The sequence below is a fragment of the Segatella cerevisiae genome (assembly GCF_024054555.1).
In the GTDB taxonomy this organism is placed as follows: Bacteria; Bacteroidota; Bacteroidia; order Bacteroidales; family Bacteroidaceae; genus Prevotella; species Prevotella cerevisiae.
Genome location: NZ_JAMXLY010000008.1, coordinates 15,656 through 33,667 on the forward strand (window position 1 = coordinate 15,656; position 18,012 = coordinate 33,667).

The window sequence follows — 18,012 nt, forward strand, 5'->3', positions numbered from 1 at the left end:
ATCGTTGTTTTATTCATTTACTAAAAGGATAGCTCTATAGGTATGCTCATCAGGCAGCGTATCGAAAAGTGAGAACGAATTGCCGACGCAGTGACCGGGATAGAAGACGATGATACGGTAAGATCCGGGATCATTGTATTTCTCATAACCGTTGAGAAACACGTTGCATCGCAGGTAAGGAAACATCTTGCCGATGCCGTGGACAAACACGTAAGGATGCTTGTAGCCGTCGTCACTATGGATGTGTTTGAGGATACGCTGATGGATGAAGGCATAGAACTCGTCGCTGTTCGCCTCATAAGACAGTTCGTTGGTCACTTCATCGGGAGTGGACTTGTCCTCATCGAAAGTCATCTCCAGCAACGACTGTTTCCCGAAAGATTCCGTCCGGAGATAATCGCAGAACGCTTCAAAAAGGTCTATACTGAGCGCATTGATGAAATTTGCCGGTCTCCTGAGTTTGGACAGGAATTCCTTGATCTGCCGGCGTATCTCGTACTCTTTTTTTGCCGGATACTGATAGATATAATAGTTGTAGAAGATATTGCCACTCTCTGCATCCTTAAATTGAGGTGAGCAGAGGTAATTGTACAATTCTGGGATGGTAAGGCTTCTCATTGCTGTTGTGATTTCAGATTCTCGATCTCATAAGGATAGAGCAGACAAGCTTCCAGGAACCATGTCTCCCCTGTCCTAAAATAATATGAACTGTCAGAGGCTGAGATCTTGACCGGTACAAGTTGATTATCCTTGCCTTCAATCAAGCCGGTCTGACGAAGGATGGTAATATAGTGCGAAATGCACCTGTCTTTCGTTTTATCTGACCAGCTGCCGACATTCTCGTCCTTTGCCGCAATCTCGTTCATTTCCATTATCAGGTCGATACGGTTCAAATGGCGGTCGACAGAATTCCATTTCCTGACAGTGACATCGAAATGGAAGTCGAAAATGAGTTTGTAGGTCTTCAGCAGGACATAGAACAGGCCCACTCGCTGCCCGTTTTCTCCCATTTTCTCCCATGTCTCCCAGAAAGTGCGGGGAACGGAACGGAAACGGCGCTTGAACTCAGAGATAAAACGTTTTCTGGCACTGAGGGTGTTGACTTGCATCACGTGGTTATGCTCAACCTCCTCTTTGAGCAGCCGATCGGAATCAGGAGCCATCAACAGCGGCAATATGCGCCGGAACTCATAATATAGAAAAGAACATCCTGTAAGGGATAGATAGGGACTGGTCATCTTGTTCATCCTTATTCCTTCGTTTTATTGAGCAGTTCACGGACATCTACGTCGAGTAACCCTGCGATACTGCGTAGAGTCATCAAATCGGGTTGTGAGGTGTTGGTGCACCATTTGGAGACTGTAGCAGGGTCTTTGCTCAATTGCTCTGCCAGCCATTTGTTGGTGCGCTTCTTTTCCACCAAGACAACTTTTATTCTATTTAGGTCTTCCATTATAGTGGAGATATTTGCGTTTGACGCAAATTTAATAATTTCTTTTGGATTTTCATCGTACTTGACCTTCTTTTTATTGATTATGTCGCATGAGCGAATATAAGGACGGTTCGTTCGCTAAGCGTGGATAGATTCATTTCTTTCTGTAATGAGCCAGACTTTTCTCTATTCTCTCGGCAATATGCGCTCTCAGATCTGCCGGTGAAAGGACTTCGATCAAATCTCCGAAAGCCAGGAGTTCCTGTTGCAACTCGAAGTTGATCTTGACATGCAGGGAGAACACTGCCCCTTCGCTGTCTTCATATACGAGTTTCTGACTCTTATGGAGCGGTTTTGTGATCAAGTAAGGCTTTTGGTGTGCCGATACACGGAAAATGATTTGTTTGACCTCGTTCTCCCCTTTCATGACGCCGACGCCTATCTTATCATTAAAGTAGGTGGCAGACAGGTCTAACTTAGACTCCACGAAAGGTTCTTCGGAAGGTACTATAGATAGGATACGGTCTAAGGAATAGATGCTCACGGTGTCATACCCTTTGTCCGACCCCAGGAGAAACCACCTGTTGTTATACTGTTTCAGCAGATAAGGATAGACGGTCCTCTGCACGGGTTCGTCATGCCTGAAGTCCTGATAAGTCAAGAGGATTGTCGCTTTATGGGCAATCAGGTCATAGAGTTTTGTAAAATGTTCCATACCCCGGTTATAACTGGCATCCTCAAACATGACAATAGGCCGTTCGGGTTTGTTGATAGCAATGTCCAGCCGTGCCTCCAACTCATCTATCCATGCGAATCTCGGGATGCCATGCAGGCGTTTCAAGGCTGAAAGGGCCAGAGTGATCTTTTCGTATTCCTCTGTTGTGAGTTCGGAATTGAAGATACTGAAGTCGGAGTCTTGGTAGTGATAGTAGGTGATCCGCCCGTGTTGCTCCGCTTCTATCACCACATTGTATTTATTGGAGATCTCGTTCAGGTCATTGAGAATGGTCGTGCGTGAGGTGATCAATTTGTCCCCCCTGCGTTCAAGTTCTTTATTGCAGAGGTCTTGGAGTTCTTGCCGGGAGTGCCCTCTTCGGTCCTGCAGATACCTGTCGAGTACCTTTTCTCTTGTAGAATAATCTTTTGTATTTGCCATTAGGAATAGATTGGTTTACAAAAATAAACAAAATTTTTCAATTCGTTCACTTTCTATGGACATATCCCCTATAATTTTGCCGTAAATTAAAAATTATTCACTTTAAATAGGTCTTATATGAAAAAATTGAATCTTTACAGTCTTTTAGGATTGCTTGTGTGTCTGTTTACTTTCTCAGGTTGTTCTTCCGATGATGACGACGGTGTATCTTCCGATGACATCAAGAACAATATCGTCGGTTTATGGGAGACGACCCATATTTCCGGTTATACCTATGACGATACTGAGGATGAGAAAATCATCTCAGTAGATAAGGATCTGCCGTTGGAGGAAAAAGAACGCATCTTGTTCAGAGGTGACGGTACTTACAAGTACTACTACTATCTCGAAACTTTGGGTACGTGGTACGGCGGTAGTTATTCCTGTAAATATGAGGTCTCGGGCAACAAGATCATTCTCTATGACTCCAAAGGGGATATAGATGGGACTTTCTCCGTGACTTCCATCAAAGGTGACAAAGCTGTTATCGAGTATACGCTCGAAGAGGGCCCTCAATACGTCTGCCATACGTCTTTGACAAAAATCGAAGAATAATTTATCATTGTCGTTCTAATATAAAATATCATTGCTATGAAAAAAACTGGGACTTCACTGGCATCGCTCTTGATTGCCACCGTAATCTGCTTCGGATTCACGTCTTGCAAGCAACTTTACTATCAGGTGTACGAGGTCAACTCGGATTCCCTGGACCAGAAAGACAATTCGCTGGTGTATGAGAACAATGACCTCAAAGTGATGTATAATCTTTGGGGAGAAAACGGATCTATCGGTTTCATCGTACAGAACAAAACTGACAGGGATATTTTCCTGGACATGGGGCAGACTTTCTTCATCAAAAATGGTGCTGCCTATGACTATTTCAAAAACCGGGAATTCACGACGACCCGCACTATGGCTGAAAGCGTGGACTTCTCTCTCAGCCAGAGTTATCCGGGTATAGGCGGCTATTGGCCTGCAAGGTATTTCGTGCCGACAACGGTTTCGGAACTCACCAAACTGCTCAAAGGGACGAGTAAATCGGTCACGGAAAAGGAGAAAGAACTGATCTGCGTGCCTGCCCGGGCTTACAAGGTTATCAGTGAGTATCATATTAACCCCGAACTGAAGATGACCTGCGACCGACACAAGGACTTCCCTCACAGTACAGTCGAACTGGAAAGTTATTCGGCGGATTCCTCTCCCCTGACTTTCAAGAACCGACTCGCTTATTCGTTCAGCAAAAACGGTGAAGGACTGAAGCATATCGAAAATGCCTTCTATGTTTCCGGCATCTCCAATTACTCGACAAAGGCAGCTACCGAGAAGGTGAAGGAAAAGGTGGACTGCTATAGCAAGGAGAAAGTCGAACAGAGATACTTCAAGATTGGTGGACCGAACAAATTCTATCAATCGTACAGACATCGGTAATCTTATGACGGAATAACTTGATTGACACTCATCTGATAATTGGATAACCTGATCGTAATATATCTGATTCCATCGAGTTACCTGATTGAAAATCATTGTTTTGAAAGACAAATGTCGTTCCTTTCCGGGACGGCATTTGTTGTTTTTCCTCTTCTCAGTACAAAATTACCAGTCTGAGATAATTGTTGCTTTTGAGTATATCCCGGGCATTATTCAGAATACGTACTCGTTTATGATCCTATTGAGATAAGGATTGGTCTTTAGCAGGACTACATGGTATTCTGAGTTTCAGTGGTTGAGGCTGAGGTACGAGATATGGAACTCAGAATCTTTAATTCCTTAATTTGACTTATCCTGAAAAACTTTTCATATCTTTGTATCTCATACCACTGAGGCGTGATCGTGAGTCACCTATACCCTCAATAAGCACACGACATGGAATCTCGTAATGTTGTACTTTAATGTGTGTAGAAAGTTCAGCCAAGTCTCAAATGAAAACTTTATGGTATTGAATGTAATAGACTGTCATAAAGACGGTTATTACATGATTAATATTGAATAAAATGCATCGAGTGATTGAATTGGATCTGTTTCCTGACCAGCAATCAGATGATGATCCTTTGGAACAGAAACACTATGATCTGACGGATCTGTTTGACAGATTGAGCCGGTCAAAGTTCCGTGCGAGTTTTTATCTGAATGCCAAAGATCGGGCAATCATTCAGGAGAAAGGCCTTGAGACAATCCGCCACCATGCGAAAGAGATCATAGCAAAGCGACTGGCACCGGCGGTCATCCCCAATGACGGGAAACAGACACCTATGCGGCATGGCACTTCGCCTGTATTCCTCGCCCAGCATGCTACGGCTTGTTGCTGCCGGCAATGCTTCTACAAATGGCATCACATCCCGCCCGGGAGAGAACTCACCAAAGCGGAGCAACACTATGCTGTAGAAGTGATAATGGAATGGATTAGACGGCAGTTACAGCAATCGGCTCATTGAAAACGATAAGTTGATTGCCCTCATCTTCAATCCGAAATGATCCTGACCCCGAACGGCGTCAAGGCCAATCCTGCAAGTTGAAACTGTTTTCTGCCAAACGGAATGCCGATGATCGTGATACAGAGCAGTGCGCCGAACAACAGATGTGTCAGCCATATCCATACGCCTCCTATCAGGAACCAGATCACGTTCATGATGGCATCGAGACAACCTCTGTCATTCTGTTGGCTGACGACTTTCTGTCCGAAAGGCCACAAGACGTATATCCCTATTCTCAGGGAGGCTATTCCGAAGGGAATACCGATGATGGTCACCATCATGACCAGACTGGCGACAAAGTATTCGAGGGCTGTCTCCAGTCCTCCGAAAATCAACCAGACAATGTTTCCTATTATTTTCATTGATTCTTATTTGGTAAAGCGTTTGAGTTGAACGGTTTTCCGAGTGTCTGAAATGCGATATTCCGTTTCATCTCCTGGAAAAAGATGCGGGCAATTGATGGAAAATGCTTAACTTTGCGTCATGTTCAAGATCAGAAAATGTGAAGTGCAGGATGTTCCTGCGGTAGGTGGATTCTATGACCGTATCGTCTATGACCTCGTCCACCATATCAACTATCCACAATGGATGTACAAAGTCTATCCTTCCGTGGGTTCTGTCAAGGAAGATGTCGCCACAGGAAACCAGTTTGCCTGTTATGACGGTGACCGGATCTGCGGTGCGTTCGTCATCAACTCGGACCCCAAGGGCAGTTATGGGAAAGCCCGGTGGAAGCGGCAACTGAAACAGGGGCAATACCTCGTGATCCATTCTCTTGCTGCTGATGACAAACAATTGCATCAGGGTATCGGCAGTGCCATGGTCAGGTATTGCATTGACTATGCCAAGCGACATGGCTTTCAGGCCATCCGACTTGATGTCGTTCCCGACAATACGCCAGCCCGCCGACTCTATGAGAAATTCGGGTTCTGCTATGCCGGGGATGTCGACTTGGAGCGCGGAATAACCACTATCCCTTCTTTCTCGATGTATGAACTGAATCTTTAAGGGAGTTTGAAGGGACTACAACTTATTTGCCGTGCAATACGGGGGAAGTGGAGTCCGGCCGATGCCCTTTCCTGTGACTTGACAGAATGCAGTCAGGCTGTGACACTGTTCTCGATGTCAGGAACGGATCGTTCCAACCATACTTGTCGTCTAGATCTTGAGTGTATTTTCTGAACATATAGACCTCCTTTCTTGTTTCTCTACAAAGATAGTCTTTTTTCTGAAGCAAGCCTTGTGTTCTACCTTCTTTTTTGATCAACTCGATTGTCTTTTCTTGTATCTTATTGACAGACAATGATTTTTGCAGATAGATTGGAATACCGGTTTAACTCTTTCCGTTTGCTGTTCAGATCCGTCAGGTCTATTGGGACCATACATTCGTGTGGATATCAATGCGAAACAGGCGATGAATCCGGAAAAATTGCTATATTTGCAAAAACAGAAATAGAGTTATGGCACTGATTAAAACTGTGAAGGGTAAGTCTCCCCGTTGGGGACAGAATTGTTATTTTTCAGAGAATGCTTCTCTCGTCGGAGACATTGCGATGGGCGATGATTGTTCCGTATGGTTCGGGGCAGTTCTCCGGGCAGACGTGGACGCTATACGTATAGGCAACCGCGTGAATATTCAGGACTGTGCCTGTATCCATCAGACGGGCGGCTTCCCGACTGTCATAGAGGATGACGTCTCTCTCGGCCATGGCGCCATTGCCCACGCCTGCACTGTCCACAAGGGGGCTTTGCTCGGTATGAATGCCGTTGTCCTCGACAGGGCTGACATTGGTGAGGGTGCTATCGTGGCTGCAGGTGCAGTGGTCCTCGAGGGTACGAAAGTCGGGCCTTATGAAATTTGGGCAGGTGTGCCTGCAAGACTGGTCAAGAAAGCATCGCCTGAACAGGCACTGGCCTTCTCCAAAAATTATCTGAAAATAAAAGAATGGTTTAAAGAATAGCGATAAATAGAAAGATATGATTAAGATTTATGGAATGAAAACCTGCCATGACTGCAAATTTGTGGCCGGGCAGATTAAGAATGACAAGCGGTTCGTCATGATAGACATTGGCGAACAAGTGCAAGACCTCAAGGCTTTCATCCATCTGCGGGATCAGAATCCAGTATTCGATGAAGCCAAAGCTACCGGTTCTGTTGGTATCCCCTGCTTTGTATTGGAGGACGGAACAGTCACCCTCAATCCTGAGGACGTGGGACTGAAAGGTTTTTCTGCTGAAGGTCCTTCCTGTAGTCTCGACGGTAAAGGATGCTGAATATTTCCTGACAAACTGGCGTTTCCTGCAGAGCTTTTCTCTGCGGGAAACATCAGAGTTGTACCACTTCTATCTTACTCTTGGTCGGATCGATCTCCCGGACTTGAATCTGGGTGGGGATCGTCTGCGCCAAAGTGGCGACATGGCTGATAATGCCTACCCGACGCCCGCCCATCTGATGAAGACGCTCTAGAGTCGTCATCACAGCTTGCAGGTATTCGGGGTCTAGAGTCCCGAATCCTTCATCGATGAAGAGGGTGTCTACGCTATTGCTGGAGGCGCTGAGTTGGGACAGTGCCAAAGCCAGACTGAGGCTGACCATAAAACTCTCGCCGCCGGAAAGGATGCTCGTGCTCTGGGGCGGTGTGCCCATGAACTTGTCCTTGACAAGGATCACTAATGAACCGGGACTGCAGGTGAGGATGAAACGGTCAGTAAACTGCTCCAGATAGCGGTTGGCTATCTTCAGAAGGTGTCCGAGGATGAAACTTTGGGCGATATTGCGGAACTTCGTACCGGCACTGTCTCCGAAATAGAACGAGAACCGCTTCCACCGCATATATTCCTGCCGGGCTTGCTCTGCTTCGGCACGTGCCTGCGCAGAGGCCTTGATCTTCTCGTCATCAGCCTTCAACTGTTGTGTGATCTCCCCATATTCCCGAGTCAGTGTGTCTTTTTCCGTTTTCTTCCCTGCTATCTGGTCATCCAGCATCTGGAGGGTCGTCCCCTCCTCTTTCACTTGCCGGTTGGCTTCCTGTTCCTGAATTTGCTTAGCGAGTGTCTGTATGGCACCTTTTGCCTTGTCCAGATTAGTCTTCAAGGTTTGATGGGCTGCTTCTATTTTGGCAATGGCAGTTTTGTCATACCGGCTGAGTTCTTGAAGTCTCATTTGCGTGATATTAGGGTGAGAGGAGAAAAAGTCCGATAGGGCTTTCTTCTTGGTTCCTATTTCCCGAGTGCAGGATGCGATGGCGGCATCCCAGTTGATGACCTTCTGAGAAAAGGTCAGCCAACTGCTGTCCAATTTCTCCACCGGTATCTGAATGGTTGCTGCGGGTATATCCTTTCCCCAGGTCTGCAAGATTTCAGGCGCGTTATTCTCGTAAGTTTGAATGGTGGTCTGCATTTGGGCATATTGCGCAATCAGGTCTTCCGTCTGCTTCAAGTTATTCTCGGCTTTTGAGACATTCTGTCCGGCATTAAGTAGTGCCGTGTCGAGCGCCGTCTGCGTCTTCTGTTCCGAACCGATAAGTTGAGTTAAACTGTTGATCTGTTCGATTTTCTTTGCCAGTTGGTTGCGCTGCGTATCGGCATCTTGTCGCAGTAGATTAATCTTGCCCAGGATGAGTTGCAGATTGAATGTCTCATTGTCATGGAGGATACCCAACCTGATCAGTGTTTTCAGGAACTGATCCAATTGATTTTGATAGGTTGTCCTGTCAGTCTTCACTTTTCGGGCTTTTGTGCTCTCATTTGCCTTCTTGCTTTTGATGAGAAGGGATTGGGAACGGCACGAGGTTGCCAAGTCATCATAGTGCTTTTTTGCGTCATCGTATTCCTGTTTGGGTTGCTCGAGAAGAGAGGCAAAATGCGCATCGTCCAAATGCGCGTCAATGGGTTTTCCGCAAACCGGGCAACGGTCGCCTGGGGCGAGGTCATGCCGGATCTGCTTCACCACTTCTTTCGTGTTCCACTCGAGTTTTTCGTACACTGCCTTCTTGACCCTCAGGTCTTCAGTAGCCGTCTTGAAAGTTTGTTCGGTCTTCGTGAGTTCCCCTTCGTCCTTTTGGATCTCGTTTTGGAGTTGACTGAGTTCATTCTCTTCGCCCTGCAGTTGCTTCCCTTTTTCCTCGAGAAGATTCCGGTCACTGTCAACCTGATTGCAATTCAGGACGAAAGTTTCCAAATGTTTATCCTTTTGCCTAATTTCATCGGGTTTCAATGCATCCAATTCGACATTAAGGCGAACAATTTTCTGTCTTTGCTTTGCGGAATCCGCCTGTTTTTGATTCTGTTCAGTCTTGGCATCATTCACCTTTTGCCGGAGTTGTGGCAGCGTATTCTCTGCCAGCTGCTTTTTCTGATCAAGTGTTTGATGAGCCGTCAGGAGCGCCCCATAGTACAACTTCAGATCTGATTCCCGAGCCTTCTCTTTGTCGAGTCTGGTCACGGCATCAAGTTGGTCTCGGTAATTGACCAGTGCTTCGTTACTTTCATGAATATCCTTAACCAACTGTTCTTCTGTCAGATAGACATCACTGTTCATCTGATTGTCCAACTCCTCCTTAGTTTTCAAGGCAGTAGCATACCGGTTGTGAGTTTCCTGGTAATGCTGAAGCCAGTCGCGTTGTTTCTGGAGTGCATCGATCTCTTTTTCCAAAGCCTTTTTCTGATTATCATCGACAGTTTGCTTGTCAAGTAGTTCCTGCCGTTGTTCACCCGTCAGTATCTGGATTTGGTCACAACGGTCCTGTTTGCGTTTGCTGTCTTCCCCCTTTTGCTGGGTGATCTCAAATATCGTCCGCCCTGTCTCACTGTAGATCTCAGTGCCGGTGAGGCGCTCGAGGATTTCCGACTTCTCGCTGGGTTTGCTTTTCAGAAATTTGGTAAATTCACCTTGTGCCAGCATCGAAGTGCGGCAGAACTGTTCATAACTGAGACCGATGAGTTCTGTGACACGGCGGCGGGCCTCCGTTTTCTTGTCAATGGTCTGATGCGTCTGCATATTCTCCAACAAGTTCTCATCCGCTTTGACTGCTCCGTTGATCTTGTTCCTGACACGAGCTACAGCCCACGTCGCCTTATAGGGAATGCCGTCGGTGGTTTCAAACTCGAGGATTGCCTTTGCCTCACTCTTGCCACGACGCAGGAGTTGGGCATTGCTGTTGACAGGAATCAGTTGTTCATCCCCATTCTGTCGTTTCATTCCGGTGGAATATTTCTCACTGTCGGGGAACGACATGCGGGGCGTCTGACCGAACAGGGCTAGGCAGATCGCATCGAGAATGGTCGATTTCCCAGCACCTGTGTTGCCGTCAATCAGGAACAGCGGTTCATCCCTCAATGGTTTTTGAGTAAAGTCAATCGTGGCGTCCTCAATAGACGCGATATTGTGGATCGTAACTTTCAGTAGTTTCATTTGTGTCTCTCCTCTTCAACTTGGCGGACTGCCTCGTCCAGCATTTCATCAAATTCCTGTGAATGTATGCCCAATTGGTCCATATAGCGGCCGGCGACCTGCTGCAGGCTCATGTCAGCGAGTTCTTCGGGTGTGATGTCGTCCCGGATCTCATCGGCAGGTTGGTTCTCGAAAGTTGCAAGGTGTCTGCAGAAGCGGCACTGTTTGCCTTTCAATGCCTCTACGGCACGCTCGTCAATATCCGGATCGAAAGCATCGCGGGTCTTGACGTTCATGAACACGTACATGGGTTGGTCATCCGGCAATTGTGCGAGGGCTTTCAGCGCCTCTTCCGTATAGGCCGGTTGTTTTGGCACGACGCGCAAGGGCAGCGGATTGAGAATCTCATGCGTTGACAATTTAGGCAGGTTGCCGTCATTGAAGTCCACTATCGTCACACTGTGCCTGTAATCCTCATTCACGTTGACGGGAATGGGCGATCCTGAATACCTGATGCATTTACCAGTTCCCGACAATGTCTGCGGGCGATGGATATGCCCCAAGGCAACATAGTCGAAGTTGTCCCCGAAGACGTCGGGAGAAACATAATCCAGTCCTCCTGCCCCGGTGTGATTGTCATCCTCCTTGTGTCCGGTGATGTCACAACCGCGCACTGCGAGATGCGCCATCAGTACGACAGGCAGATGCTGCGGGTTGACCTTCTGCACTTTTTCTCCCAAAGTCCGGAAGAAATACTTCTGCCGGTCTTCTCCCTCAGGAGCCGGGGGAAAATTGTGTGTCGAAAGGAACGGCACCGCCGCAATGATGCATTTGCCGTCGACCCGGAAAATATGCCCGTGCCAGTCGACCTGACCGTCAGCAGTATGGCGCAATGTTCCGACGACATGCACATTGGCGAGTTGCCACAGATTGCTGTCCACCTCCAATCGACTTGCGCTGTCGTGATTGCCGGCAGTGATGAATACAGGCATATCAGGGGCTGCATCGTGTATCCGGATCATGGCATCGGTGTACATCTTCTGCGCCTTTACTGAAGGAGCGATGGAATGGAAGATATCCCCACTGACGACCATGGCGTCAGGTTGCGCGTCGTGGACTATCTGCACCAACTGGTCCAGAAAGGCTTGATGCTCAATGCGGCGGTCGAAAGTGTACAGATACTGGCCGAGGTGCCAGTCACTCGTGTGTATGATTTTCATTGAATTGGAAGATTTTAAAGATATGACGGATTCAGGTCTTTTCACCTTACAAAAATAATAAAAAATCAGATAATCTTGTGCTCTTCGGTTATTATTTTTTCGATTAGCGGCAGTCAGGGAAGGTGTTTTCCGAAATAAAATGCTATCTTTGTCCATCCAAAGACAGTTTGTTTAGTATCTTGCAGACGAGTTGTCTTCAAACTGATTTTAAGTGTCGAGGTTCATTCAGAAAGCCAAGGGTAATGGAAGATTTTGCAGCAATAGATTTTGAAACCGCCAATTTCTCACGTACGAGTGTTTGCAGCGTAGGTGTCGTGATCGTCAGGGCAGCGCAGTTTGTCGACTCCTTCTATTCACTGATCCAACCCGAACCCAACTATTACAATTTCCGCTGCACGATGGTCCATGGACTGACCTGTGAAGACACCGACGACGCGCCTGTATTCCCCTTCGTCTGGCAGCAGATCGCACCCAAGATCGCCGGATTGCCGCTGGTCGCCCACAACAGTCCTTTTGACGAAGGTTGCCTGAAGGCCGTATTCCGGTGCTACCAGATGGATTATCCCGACTACCCCTTTTATGACACGCTCAGAGTTTCGAGGAAAGTTCTCCCCGACCTGCCGAACCACCAGTTGCAGACTGTTGCTGCTGCCTGCGGGTACGACCTGACCAGGCACCACCATGCGCTCGCAGATGCCGAAGCCTGTGCATGGATAGCTAAGGCTATCCTATAGGATAACCTTTTTTCCCTTGAATAGGATAACCTTTTTATTTTCTTCCCTTGAAATAGAGATTGACATACTGGTAATAAGCCTGTGCCTTTCTGACCAAAGTCCGGTCAGGTTGTTTTCTGAGTATTTCATCGTCGTTCCATTCCCCAGTCGGCCGGAGTTGATATTGCCGGATCTTCCTGACGGGTGACAGTACTGTGAGCGTATGGTCTTGCATATATCCCAAGTCCTGATAAGTTGCCATGAAAGCTCGGGGAATAAAGTGAGGGCCGAGAATATTCCCGCCAGCGAACTTTACCCGACAAGGCAAGTGCAAAAGTCCCATCACCGTTGGCATGACGTCAATCTGGGAACAGAGCGTACTTACAAAATGAGGCGGGATGTTCCCCGGCGAATAGATGATGCAGGGGATATGGTATTTCTCCACAGGCAGAGAGGTCTTGCCTGCACTCGAAGCACAATGGTCAGCGATGATGACGAATACAGTGCGATGAAACCAGGGTTTTTGAGAAGCAGCAGAGATGAAATGCCCAATGGCATAATCCGTGTACCGCACAGCGTTCTCACGTGTTTTCGGATTGCCGTCGACCTTGATTTTCCCTAACGGATAGGTGTAAGGACGATGGTTGCTGGTTGTCATGATCTGTGCAAAGAAAGGCCTGTCCTTGGCAGCGTCCTGATCGAATACCTGAAGACTCTTCCTGAAGATGTCTTCATCACAAACACCCCAAATATTAGAGAAGGTGATGTCTTTCTGCGGGATCTGACTTCTGTCAATCACCTGATAGCCATTGCGGGAGAAATAATTTCCCATATTGTCGAAATAACTGTCCCCGCCATAGAGAAACTGGACCTGATAACCCAGTTGTTTGAGTTGTGCACCTACGGAAAAGTTTCCCATCCTGTTGTTTTCCCGTTTGATGATGCTCTCGCCTGCGCTGGGCGGTACACAGAGAGACAAGGCCTCCAACCCCCGTACAGTCCTATTGCCGGCAGCATAGAGATTATCGAATACCAGACTCTTCGGGAGCAACCGATCCAGTTCCGGTGTCAAATGACACTTGTTGCCGTAGCGGGTCAGGAAATCCCCGCTCAAACTCTCCACTGTCACGAGGACGATATTGAGTTTTCTGGGATGTTCTCCCCTGCTGATGACTTTTTCTCCACGACTGTCCAGTCCAGCTTCGTGTCGGTAGACAGCCATGCACGTCTGCTTCGGGATCATGGCATAGAACTTGTCATAATCGAGTTTGTTGCTTTGAAATGCTTTCAGAAAATCATAAGGGCCGTTCTGTTCCAGTTGTGTGACATATTCGTCCTCACTCTGCAGGTTTCCTGTCCATGACACCAAGCACCAGGCAATGACGCATGCCACTGCATATCCCCCTGTCTGTGACAACAGACCGACAGGGCTATACAAGGCGCCTGACCTGAAGCGGTGCCTGCCTGCAGTCAGGATAACCAGTAATAGAGAGAGGATAAAAGCGCCTGTAAATAAAGGTATGACGGCATAAGACTGCATGATGTTCCCGATGGTCTCATTCGTATAGACCAGGTAATCCACTGCAATAAAGTTGAACCTCACGCCGAATTCCTGCCAGAAGAAATATTCAGCCAAACAGACGATCAAAAACAGGAAGACATATAGGATCCACGTAAAATAAACAGATATTTTACGCCAGGTATTCCGTAAGCCCGGTATAAAAAACCGCAGGGAAAAACTGATCAGTTTCCAGGTAAGGAATATCCTGGCAATTCTGGCGGCGGCGCCCCCATAGTCAGCAAATATAGAATGAAAGAACCATACATAGACGAACGCTGCCAGCCACAATCCTTCAATCACCCAGCCAGCTGCTTTGCTGTACTTCCATTCATTCAGGCCTAAATAAACCAAGAGCAATGGCAGCAGAAGCAGGACACACATACTGCTGTCAGACAGTACTCCTACTCCCAGAAGGCGTACGATTTCAAGAAAGGAAAAGGAATTGCCGGCCGCCGGACCGGTAAGCATCAATATGATACGAAGAATGAACCCTGCAACCAGGTATAATTCGAAAAACTGAACCGCAATAAGATGTACGGGATTGCTGTACGAGGTAGCCTTATGACGAAATAAGTCTGTATTCATATCTGCTTAAATCTGTATTTTAAAATTTCCAACGCAAAAATAAGCATAAATTCTATATTTCTGATCACCAAATATTTAAATAGTCCTTAGATTTTGTAGAGAATCTGTGTTTTTTGTTTTTTGTCTTTATTCGCCAAGATTTCTCCAAAGTTAGTTATTATTTTCGCCACAAATATATAAAGGCAAGAACCATGTACTCAAACTATATCTCTGCTAACATGAAATATACCCCTACTGTCCGGTACATTTCAGTTAACATGATGTACCGTAAAGCGGCTGCCAAGGCTTTAACCCTGACGAGTCTGCTGGGTATATTGCTGATCGTCATCGGTCAGTGGAGTGAATATGTGGCTGTACTGGATCTCATGGATAAGAAACTGATGCTGATGCTGAATTTCAAGGGATCAACCTTTACCGACAATTTCTGGTATCATTATTCGCAGAAAACGTTATGGATACCACTGGCAGCTGTATCCTTGTGGAGTTCTGTCCGGGACTACCCTAAAGAAAAACTCGACAAACTCATTTTTTTTATTGTGACGATCGCCTTAGTTGCTTTTCTGGACCGACTCTCTTCCGGTGTGATCAAACCCCTCGTTGGTCGCTTACGCCCTTCACATGATCCATCTATTGCACCACTGCTCCATTACGTCAACGGCTACAGAGGTGGCCTGCATGGATTCGTGTCTGGTCATGCAACCGTTTCAGTAGGGATCATCACATGGCTGGGAATGATCTATAAAGACAAACTGACCCGGATTTCCCTGGTGTTGTTTTCCGGCATGCTGTGCTATTCCAGAATCTATCTGGGGGTACACTATCCAGGAGATGTCCTTTGCGGTGCCCTCATAGGCTTTATCTTCGCATACTTTACATTCCAGTTTCTCAGCCGTAAAATCAAGACCAAACCGGTGACCAGGCGTCCCTACATCCTGTTGTCTATTTTTTACCTTACCCTGATAATTTTATTGATCAGTGCATAATAAATAACAATCAAAGTCCGTTAGTATGTCTGAATGTATGAAAATATTAATTATAGAAGATGAGCACAGGCTTTCAGACAGTATGAAAGACTATCTGGAAGGTCAGAATTATCTTTGCGAGCAAGCTTTTGATTTCAAGACGGCGAAAATGATGGCGGGCACTTACGAATATGATTGTATCCTGCTCGACCTGATGCTCCCCGGAGGTAGTGGCCTTGACATCTTGCGTACTATCCGGAAGGAACATAAGAGTACAGGAGTGATCATCATCTCTGCCAAGGACTCTCTGGACGACCGGGTGACCGGCCTGAAGATAGGAGCAGATGATTATCTTCCTAAGCCTTTCGCACTGCCGGAACTCTCCATGCGTATTTATGCCTTGATCCGTCGTCAGGAATTCTCGGCCAGTAATGTCGTGTCTTCCAATCATGTCGAAATCAATCTCCTGACCAAATCGGTCACCGTAAACAATCATCCGGTCGAACTTACTCGTTCGGAGTATGAGCTGCTTCTCTTCTTGATCAGTAATCGTAACAAGGTGATTTCCAAGGCAGCTATTGCTGAACATCTCAGTGGAGAAATGGCCGACATGATGGATAACTATGATTTTATCTATTCTCACATCAAGAACTTAAAGGCAAAACTCTCCAGGAATGGCGTCAAGGGGATGATCCAGACTATTTATGGGACGGGATACAGATGGAAAGAAGTTTGATGAATAAGATGATGACGAGATTCGCCATCAGCATGGTCATTATCTTGATATTGACTACTCCTTTTTTATATGAACTGACTACACATTTCTATGCGGAGGATTTGGTGCGTATCGCCAAAGATTATGGTATACGCCCTCGCACAGACTTAAATAAGGATGTGCTGGTGGGACTTTTCATCCAGTTCTTTGGCATTATGGCTGCATTTGCAGTGACCATTCTGCTGGTCCTGCAGTTTGTCCCAAGACGGTTGTGGCAGCCTTTCAGGAAGACGCTCTCTACGATCAGTAAATTCAAGGTTGAGGAAGGCCCAGTCACCCTGCCAGCCAATACGGGAGTGAAAGAGTTTGATCAGTTGAATGCTACCTTAAACCAGATCCTGCTTACCAGTGCTAAAAGTTATCGGGTACAGAAGGAATTTACAGAGAATGCTTCTCACGAACTCCAGACTCCGCTGTCTATAGTGCTCAACAAGATAGATAATCTCTTGCAGGATGAGCATCTGACCGCATATCAGGCCAGTGAGATCCAGGAAATGCAACAAGAGCTGCTGCACATGAGCCGTCTCAGCAAAAATCTCCTCTTGCTTTCAAAGATAGAAAACAATCAATACAAGACACTGAATCATGTCAATTTAACGGATAAGATAGAATCCATCCTTCCCCAACTGGAGAGTCTTTCTGGCGATATTGTCATCAAGAAGAACTTCATCCAGAATGACCTTGACCTGCAATGTAATGAAACTTTGCTGGTAAGCATGATCAATAATCTGGTAGTAAATGCCGTACGGCATAATTGCCCGGAAGGATCCATCACCATTACCGTCGCTGATCGTCAGCTTTCCGTCTCCAATACGTCGGCAGAAGCGCCCCTGGACGGCAGCCGGATCTTCTCCCGCTTCTACCGCACTCAGAAGAACCAGAAAGGGAACGGACTGGGGCTGGCTATTGTCAAGTCTATCTGTGACTATCATGGATGGAAGGTGGGCTACCATTATCAAGATGGGCAGCATGTTTTTACAGTTGTATTCTGATGTATATCGTATTGATTATTGTGGGATTGATCGCCGGCACCTTATCCGGCTCGATCGGTTTTGGCGGCGGGATGATTCTCTTGCCGGTTATCACGTATTTCTATGGAGTGGAAATCGCAGTCCCCGTCTCTACCATTGCCCAGATGATGAGCAACCTTTCCCGTGCAGCTATGGGCTGGAAGGAGATCAAGTGGAAACAGGTTCTCTGGTTTCTCATTCCAGCCTTACCCTTCACGGCCCTGGGCGCTTGCGGCTTCTCCCTCGTTAACAAAACCCTGATGACACGGCTTCTCTGCATTTTCCTGATTGTTTTCTCAATCATGAAAATGGGCAATAAGATTCATCTGCCGAAAGGTCATAAAACGGTTATCGGTGGCGGCATGCTCACGGGTTTGCTCAACGGGATGCTTGGAATATCCGGCCCGATAAGCAGCGCGGTATTCCTGACCCTTGACCTCTCACCGGTCTCTTATATCGCAAGTGAGGCTACTGCCGCCGCTGCCATGCACATCGTGAAGGCTATCACCTACGGCAAATTCAATCTCATGAACGAGCATATCTTCCTGAATGGCCTCTTGATCGGTTGCGCGATGATGGCCGGAAACTGGATAGCTTTCAGGCTTATTCGAAACGTTAATAAGAAGCCCTATCAGCGTGTCGTAGGGATCATGATGATTGCGGTGTCTATCTGGCTTTTCCTCACCGTCTAAATCA

The 18,012-nt window shown here is 46.9% G+C and carries 19 protein-coding genes; 11 read left to right on the plus strand and 8 right to left on the minus strand.

Going from position 1 to position 18,012, the window contains the following annotated elements; all coding sequences use genetic code 11:
* Window positions 1-9: 9 nt before the first annotated feature.
* The 4 genes from NG821_RS03335 to NG821_RS03350 all read right to left on the minus strand — a co-directional run bounded on the left by NG821_RS03335 (window position 10) and on the right by NG821_RS03350 (window position 2,588).
* Window positions 10-618, minus strand: a complete 609-nt coding sequence (locus NG821_RS03335) for a BREX protein BrxB domain-containing protein (RefSeq protein WP_252760250.1) — start codon at window positions 616-618, stop codon at window positions 10-12.
* Entirely contained in the window at window positions 615-1,247 is a 633-nt protein-coding gene (locus tag NG821_RS03340) for a BrxA family protein (protein ID WP_252760251.1), read from the minus strand. The genes NG821_RS03335 and NG821_RS03340 overlap by 4 nt, the downstream gene beginning before the upstream one ends.
* 2 nt (window positions 1,248-1,249) lie before the next feature.
* Window positions 1,250-1,453 (minus strand): helix-turn-helix transcriptional regulator, encoded by a 204-nt coding sequence (locus NG821_RS03345; RefSeq protein WP_252760252.1) that lies wholly within the window; start codon window positions 1,451-1,453, stop codon window positions 1,250-1,252.
* A 133-nt stretch (window positions 1,454-1,586) separates the two neighbouring features.
* Window positions 1,587-2,588, minus strand: coding sequence for a helix-turn-helix transcriptional regulator (locus NG821_RS03350; protein WP_252760253.1), 1,002 nt, complete (start codon window positions 2,586-2,588; stop codon window positions 1,587-1,589).
* Between the two features lie 117 nt (window positions 2,589-2,705).
* Between NG821_RS03350 and NG821_RS03355 the strand changes: the two genes are divergently transcribed.
* From NG821_RS03355 to NG821_RS03365, 3 genes are all read left to right on the plus strand, one after another.
* On the plus strand, window positions 2,706-3,182 hold the full coding sequence (locus NG821_RS03355; RefSeq protein ID WP_252760254.1) for a lipocalin family protein: 477 nt from the start codon (window positions 2,706-2,708) through the stop codon (window positions 3,180-3,182).
* A gap of 36 nt (window positions 3,183-3,218) precedes the next feature.
* Window positions 3,219-4,055 carry a hypothetical protein gene (locus tag NG821_RS03360; protein WP_252760255.1) on the plus strand — a complete coding sequence of 279 codons (837 nt, stop codon included), beginning with the start codon at window positions 3,219-3,221 and terminating at the stop codon, window positions 4,053-4,055.
* A 563-nt stretch (window positions 4,056-4,618) separates the two neighbouring features.
* Window positions 4,619-5,059: a DUF4186 domain-containing protein gene (locus tag NG821_RS03365; RefSeq protein ID WP_252760256.1), complete on the plus strand. Its 441-nt coding sequence runs from the start codon at window positions 4,619-4,621 to the stop codon at window positions 5,057-5,059.
* 26 nt (window positions 5,060-5,085) lie between these two features.
* On the opposite strand, the gene NG821_RS03370 is transcribed toward NG821_RS03365, so the two are convergent.
* Window positions 5,086-5,460 (minus strand): YccF domain-containing protein, encoded by a 375-nt coding sequence (locus NG821_RS03370; RefSeq protein WP_252760257.1) that lies wholly within the window; start codon window positions 5,458-5,460, stop codon window positions 5,086-5,088.
* Window positions 5,461-5,581: 121 nt separating this feature from the next.
* On the opposite strand from NG821_RS03370, the gene NG821_RS03375 reads away from it, so the two are divergent.
* From NG821_RS03375 to NG821_RS03385, 3 genes are all read left to right on the plus strand, one after another.
* Window positions 5,582-6,106: a GNAT family N-acetyltransferase gene (locus NG821_RS03375; protein WP_252760258.1), complete on the plus strand. Its 525-nt coding sequence runs from the start codon at window positions 5,582-5,584 to the stop codon at window positions 6,104-6,106.
* 452 nt (window positions 6,107-6,558) lie between these two features.
* Entirely contained in the window at window positions 6,559-7,059 is a 501-nt protein-coding gene (locus NG821_RS03380) for a gamma carbonic anhydrase family protein (protein ID WP_252760259.1), read from the plus strand.
* A 16-nt stretch (window positions 7,060-7,075) separates the two neighbouring features.
* Window positions 7,076-7,372 carry a glutaredoxin-related protein gene (locus tag NG821_RS03385; protein ID WP_252760260.1) on the plus strand — a complete coding sequence of 99 codons (297 nt, stop codon included), beginning with the start codon at window positions 7,076-7,078 and terminating at the stop codon, window positions 7,370-7,372.
* Between the two features lie 52 nt (window positions 7,373-7,424).
* Here the strand turns inward: NG821_RS03385 and NG821_RS03390 are convergent, their stop codons facing one another.
* Together NG821_RS03390 and NG821_RS03395 are read right to left on the minus strand one after the other, a co-directional pair.
* The gene (locus NG821_RS03390) at window positions 7,425-10,511 is read right to left on the minus strand and encodes an AAA family ATPase (RefSeq protein ID WP_252760261.1); all 3,087 of its coding nucleotides are present in this window, start codon (window positions 10,509-10,511) and stop codon (window positions 7,425-7,427) included.
* Window positions 10,508-11,710 carry a metallophosphoesterase family protein gene (locus tag NG821_RS03395; protein WP_252760262.1) on the minus strand — a complete coding sequence of 401 codons (1,203 nt, stop codon included), beginning with the start codon at window positions 11,708-11,710 and terminating at the stop codon, window positions 10,508-10,510. The genes NG821_RS03390 and NG821_RS03395 overlap by 4 nt, the downstream gene beginning before the upstream one ends.
* Before the next feature lie 242 nt (window positions 11,711-11,952).
* On the opposite strand from NG821_RS03395, the gene NG821_RS03400 reads away from it, so the two are divergent.
* A complete protein-coding gene (locus NG821_RS03400) occupies window positions 11,953-12,444 on the plus strand; it encodes a 3'-5' exonuclease (protein ID WP_252760303.1) in 492 nt (163 codons plus the stop codon).
* A 34-nt stretch (window positions 12,445-12,478) separates the two neighbouring features.
* Here the strand turns inward: NG821_RS03400 and NG821_RS03405 are convergent, their stop codons facing one another.
* Window positions 12,479-14,569 carry an LTA synthase family protein gene (locus NG821_RS03405; RefSeq protein WP_252760263.1) on the minus strand — a complete coding sequence of 697 codons (2,091 nt, stop codon included), beginning with the start codon at window positions 14,567-14,569 and terminating at the stop codon, window positions 12,479-12,481.
* A 191-nt stretch (window positions 14,570-14,760) separates the two neighbouring features.
* On the opposite strand from NG821_RS03405, the gene NG821_RS03410 reads away from it, so the two are divergent.
* The 4 genes from NG821_RS03410 to NG821_RS03425 are packed head-to-tail and all read left to right on the plus strand — an operon-like array spanning window position 14,761 to window position 18,008.
* Window positions 14,761-15,552 (plus strand): phosphatase PAP2 family protein, encoded by a 792-nt coding sequence (locus tag NG821_RS03410; RefSeq protein ID WP_252760264.1) that lies wholly within the window; start codon window positions 14,761-14,763, stop codon window positions 15,550-15,552.
* 37 nt (window positions 15,553-15,589) lie between these two features.
* Entirely contained in the window at window positions 15,590-16,267 is a 678-nt protein-coding gene (locus NG821_RS03415) for a response regulator transcription factor (RefSeq protein ID WP_252760265.1), read from the plus strand.
* Complete coding sequence (locus NG821_RS03420) at window positions 16,252-17,298, plus strand: sensor histidine kinase (protein WP_252760266.1); 1,047 nt, start codon at window positions 16,252-16,254, stop codon at window positions 17,296-17,298. The genes NG821_RS03415 and NG821_RS03420 overlap by 16 nt, the downstream gene beginning before the upstream one ends.
* Entirely contained in the window at window positions 17,241-18,008 is a 768-nt protein-coding gene (locus NG821_RS03425; protein ID WP_252760267.1) for a sulfite exporter TauE/SafE family protein, read from the plus strand. Before NG821_RS03420 ends, NG821_RS03425 begins: the two co-directional genes overlap by 58 nt.
* The last annotated feature ends 4 nt before the right edge of the window (window positions 18,009-18,012 follow it).

Bases quoted from the DNA above. Each gene is read 5' to 3' on its own strand.
- NG821_RS03390 (WP_252760261.1), bottom strand. From the start codon at position 10,511: ATGAAACTACTGAAAGTTACGATCCACAATATCGCGTCTATTGAGGAC.
- NG821_RS03380 (WP_252760259.1), top strand. From the start codon at position 6,559: ATGGCACTGATTAAAACTGTGAAGGGTAAGTCTCCCCGTTGGGGACAG.
- NG821_RS03425 (WP_252760267.1), top strand. From the start codon at position 17,241: ATGGAAGGTGGGCTACCATTATCAAGATGGGCAGCATGTTTTTACAGT.
- NG821_RS03420 (WP_252760266.1), top strand. From the start codon at position 16,252: ATGGAAAGAAGTTTGATGAATAAGATGATGACGAGATTCGCCATCAGC.
- NG821_RS03400 (WP_252760303.1), top strand. From the start codon at position 11,953: ATGGAAGATTTTGCAGCAATAGATTTTGAAACCGCCAATTTCTCACGT.
- NG821_RS03365 (WP_252760256.1), top strand. From the start codon at position 4,619: ATGCATCGAGTGATTGAATTGGATCTGTTTCCTGACCAGCAATCAGAT.
- NG821_RS03395 (WP_252760262.1), bottom strand. From the start codon at position 11,710: ATGAAAATCATACACACGAGTGACTGGCACCTCGGCCAGTATCTGTAC.
- NG821_RS03340 (WP_252760251.1), bottom strand. From the start codon at position 1,247: ATGAACAAGATGACCAGTCCCTATCTATCCCTTACAGGATGTTCTTTT.
- NG821_RS03370 (WP_252760257.1), bottom strand. From the start codon at position 5,460: ATGAAAATAATAGGAAACATTGTCTGGTTGATTTTCGGAGGACTGGAG.
- NG821_RS03355 (WP_252760254.1), top strand. From the start codon at position 2,706: ATGAAAAAATTGAATCTTTACAGTCTTTTAGGATTGCTTGTGTGTCTG.
- NG821_RS03345 (WP_252760252.1), bottom strand. From the start codon at position 1,453: ATGGAAGACCTAAATAGAATAAAAGTTGTCTTGGTGGAAAAGAAGCGC.
- NG821_RS03360 (WP_252760255.1), top strand. From the start codon at position 3,219: ATGAAAAAAACTGGGACTTCACTGGCATCGCTCTTGATTGCCACCGTA.
- NG821_RS03350 (WP_252760253.1), bottom strand. From the start codon at position 2,588: ATGGCAAATACAAAAGATTATTCTACAAGAGAAAAGGTACTCGACAGG.
- NG821_RS03385 (WP_252760260.1), top strand. From the start codon at position 7,076: ATGATTAAGATTTATGGAATGAAAACCTGCCATGACTGCAAATTTGTG.
- NG821_RS03375 (WP_252760258.1), top strand. From the start codon at position 5,582: ATGTTCAAGATCAGAAAATGTGAAGTGCAGGATGTTCCTGCGGTAGGT.
- NG821_RS03335 (WP_252760250.1), bottom strand. From the start codon at position 618: ATGAGAAGCCTTACCATCCCAGAATTGTACAATTACCTCTGCTCACCT.
- NG821_RS03415 (WP_252760265.1), top strand. From the start codon at position 15,590: ATGAAAATATTAATTATAGAAGATGAGCACAGGCTTTCAGACAGTATG.
- NG821_RS03405 (WP_252760263.1), bottom strand. From the start codon at position 14,569: ATGAATACAGACTTATTTCGTCATAAGGCTACCTCGTACAGCAATCCC.
- NG821_RS03410 (WP_252760264.1), top strand. From the start codon at position 14,761: ATGTACTCAAACTATATCTCTGCTAACATGAAATATACCCCTACTGTC.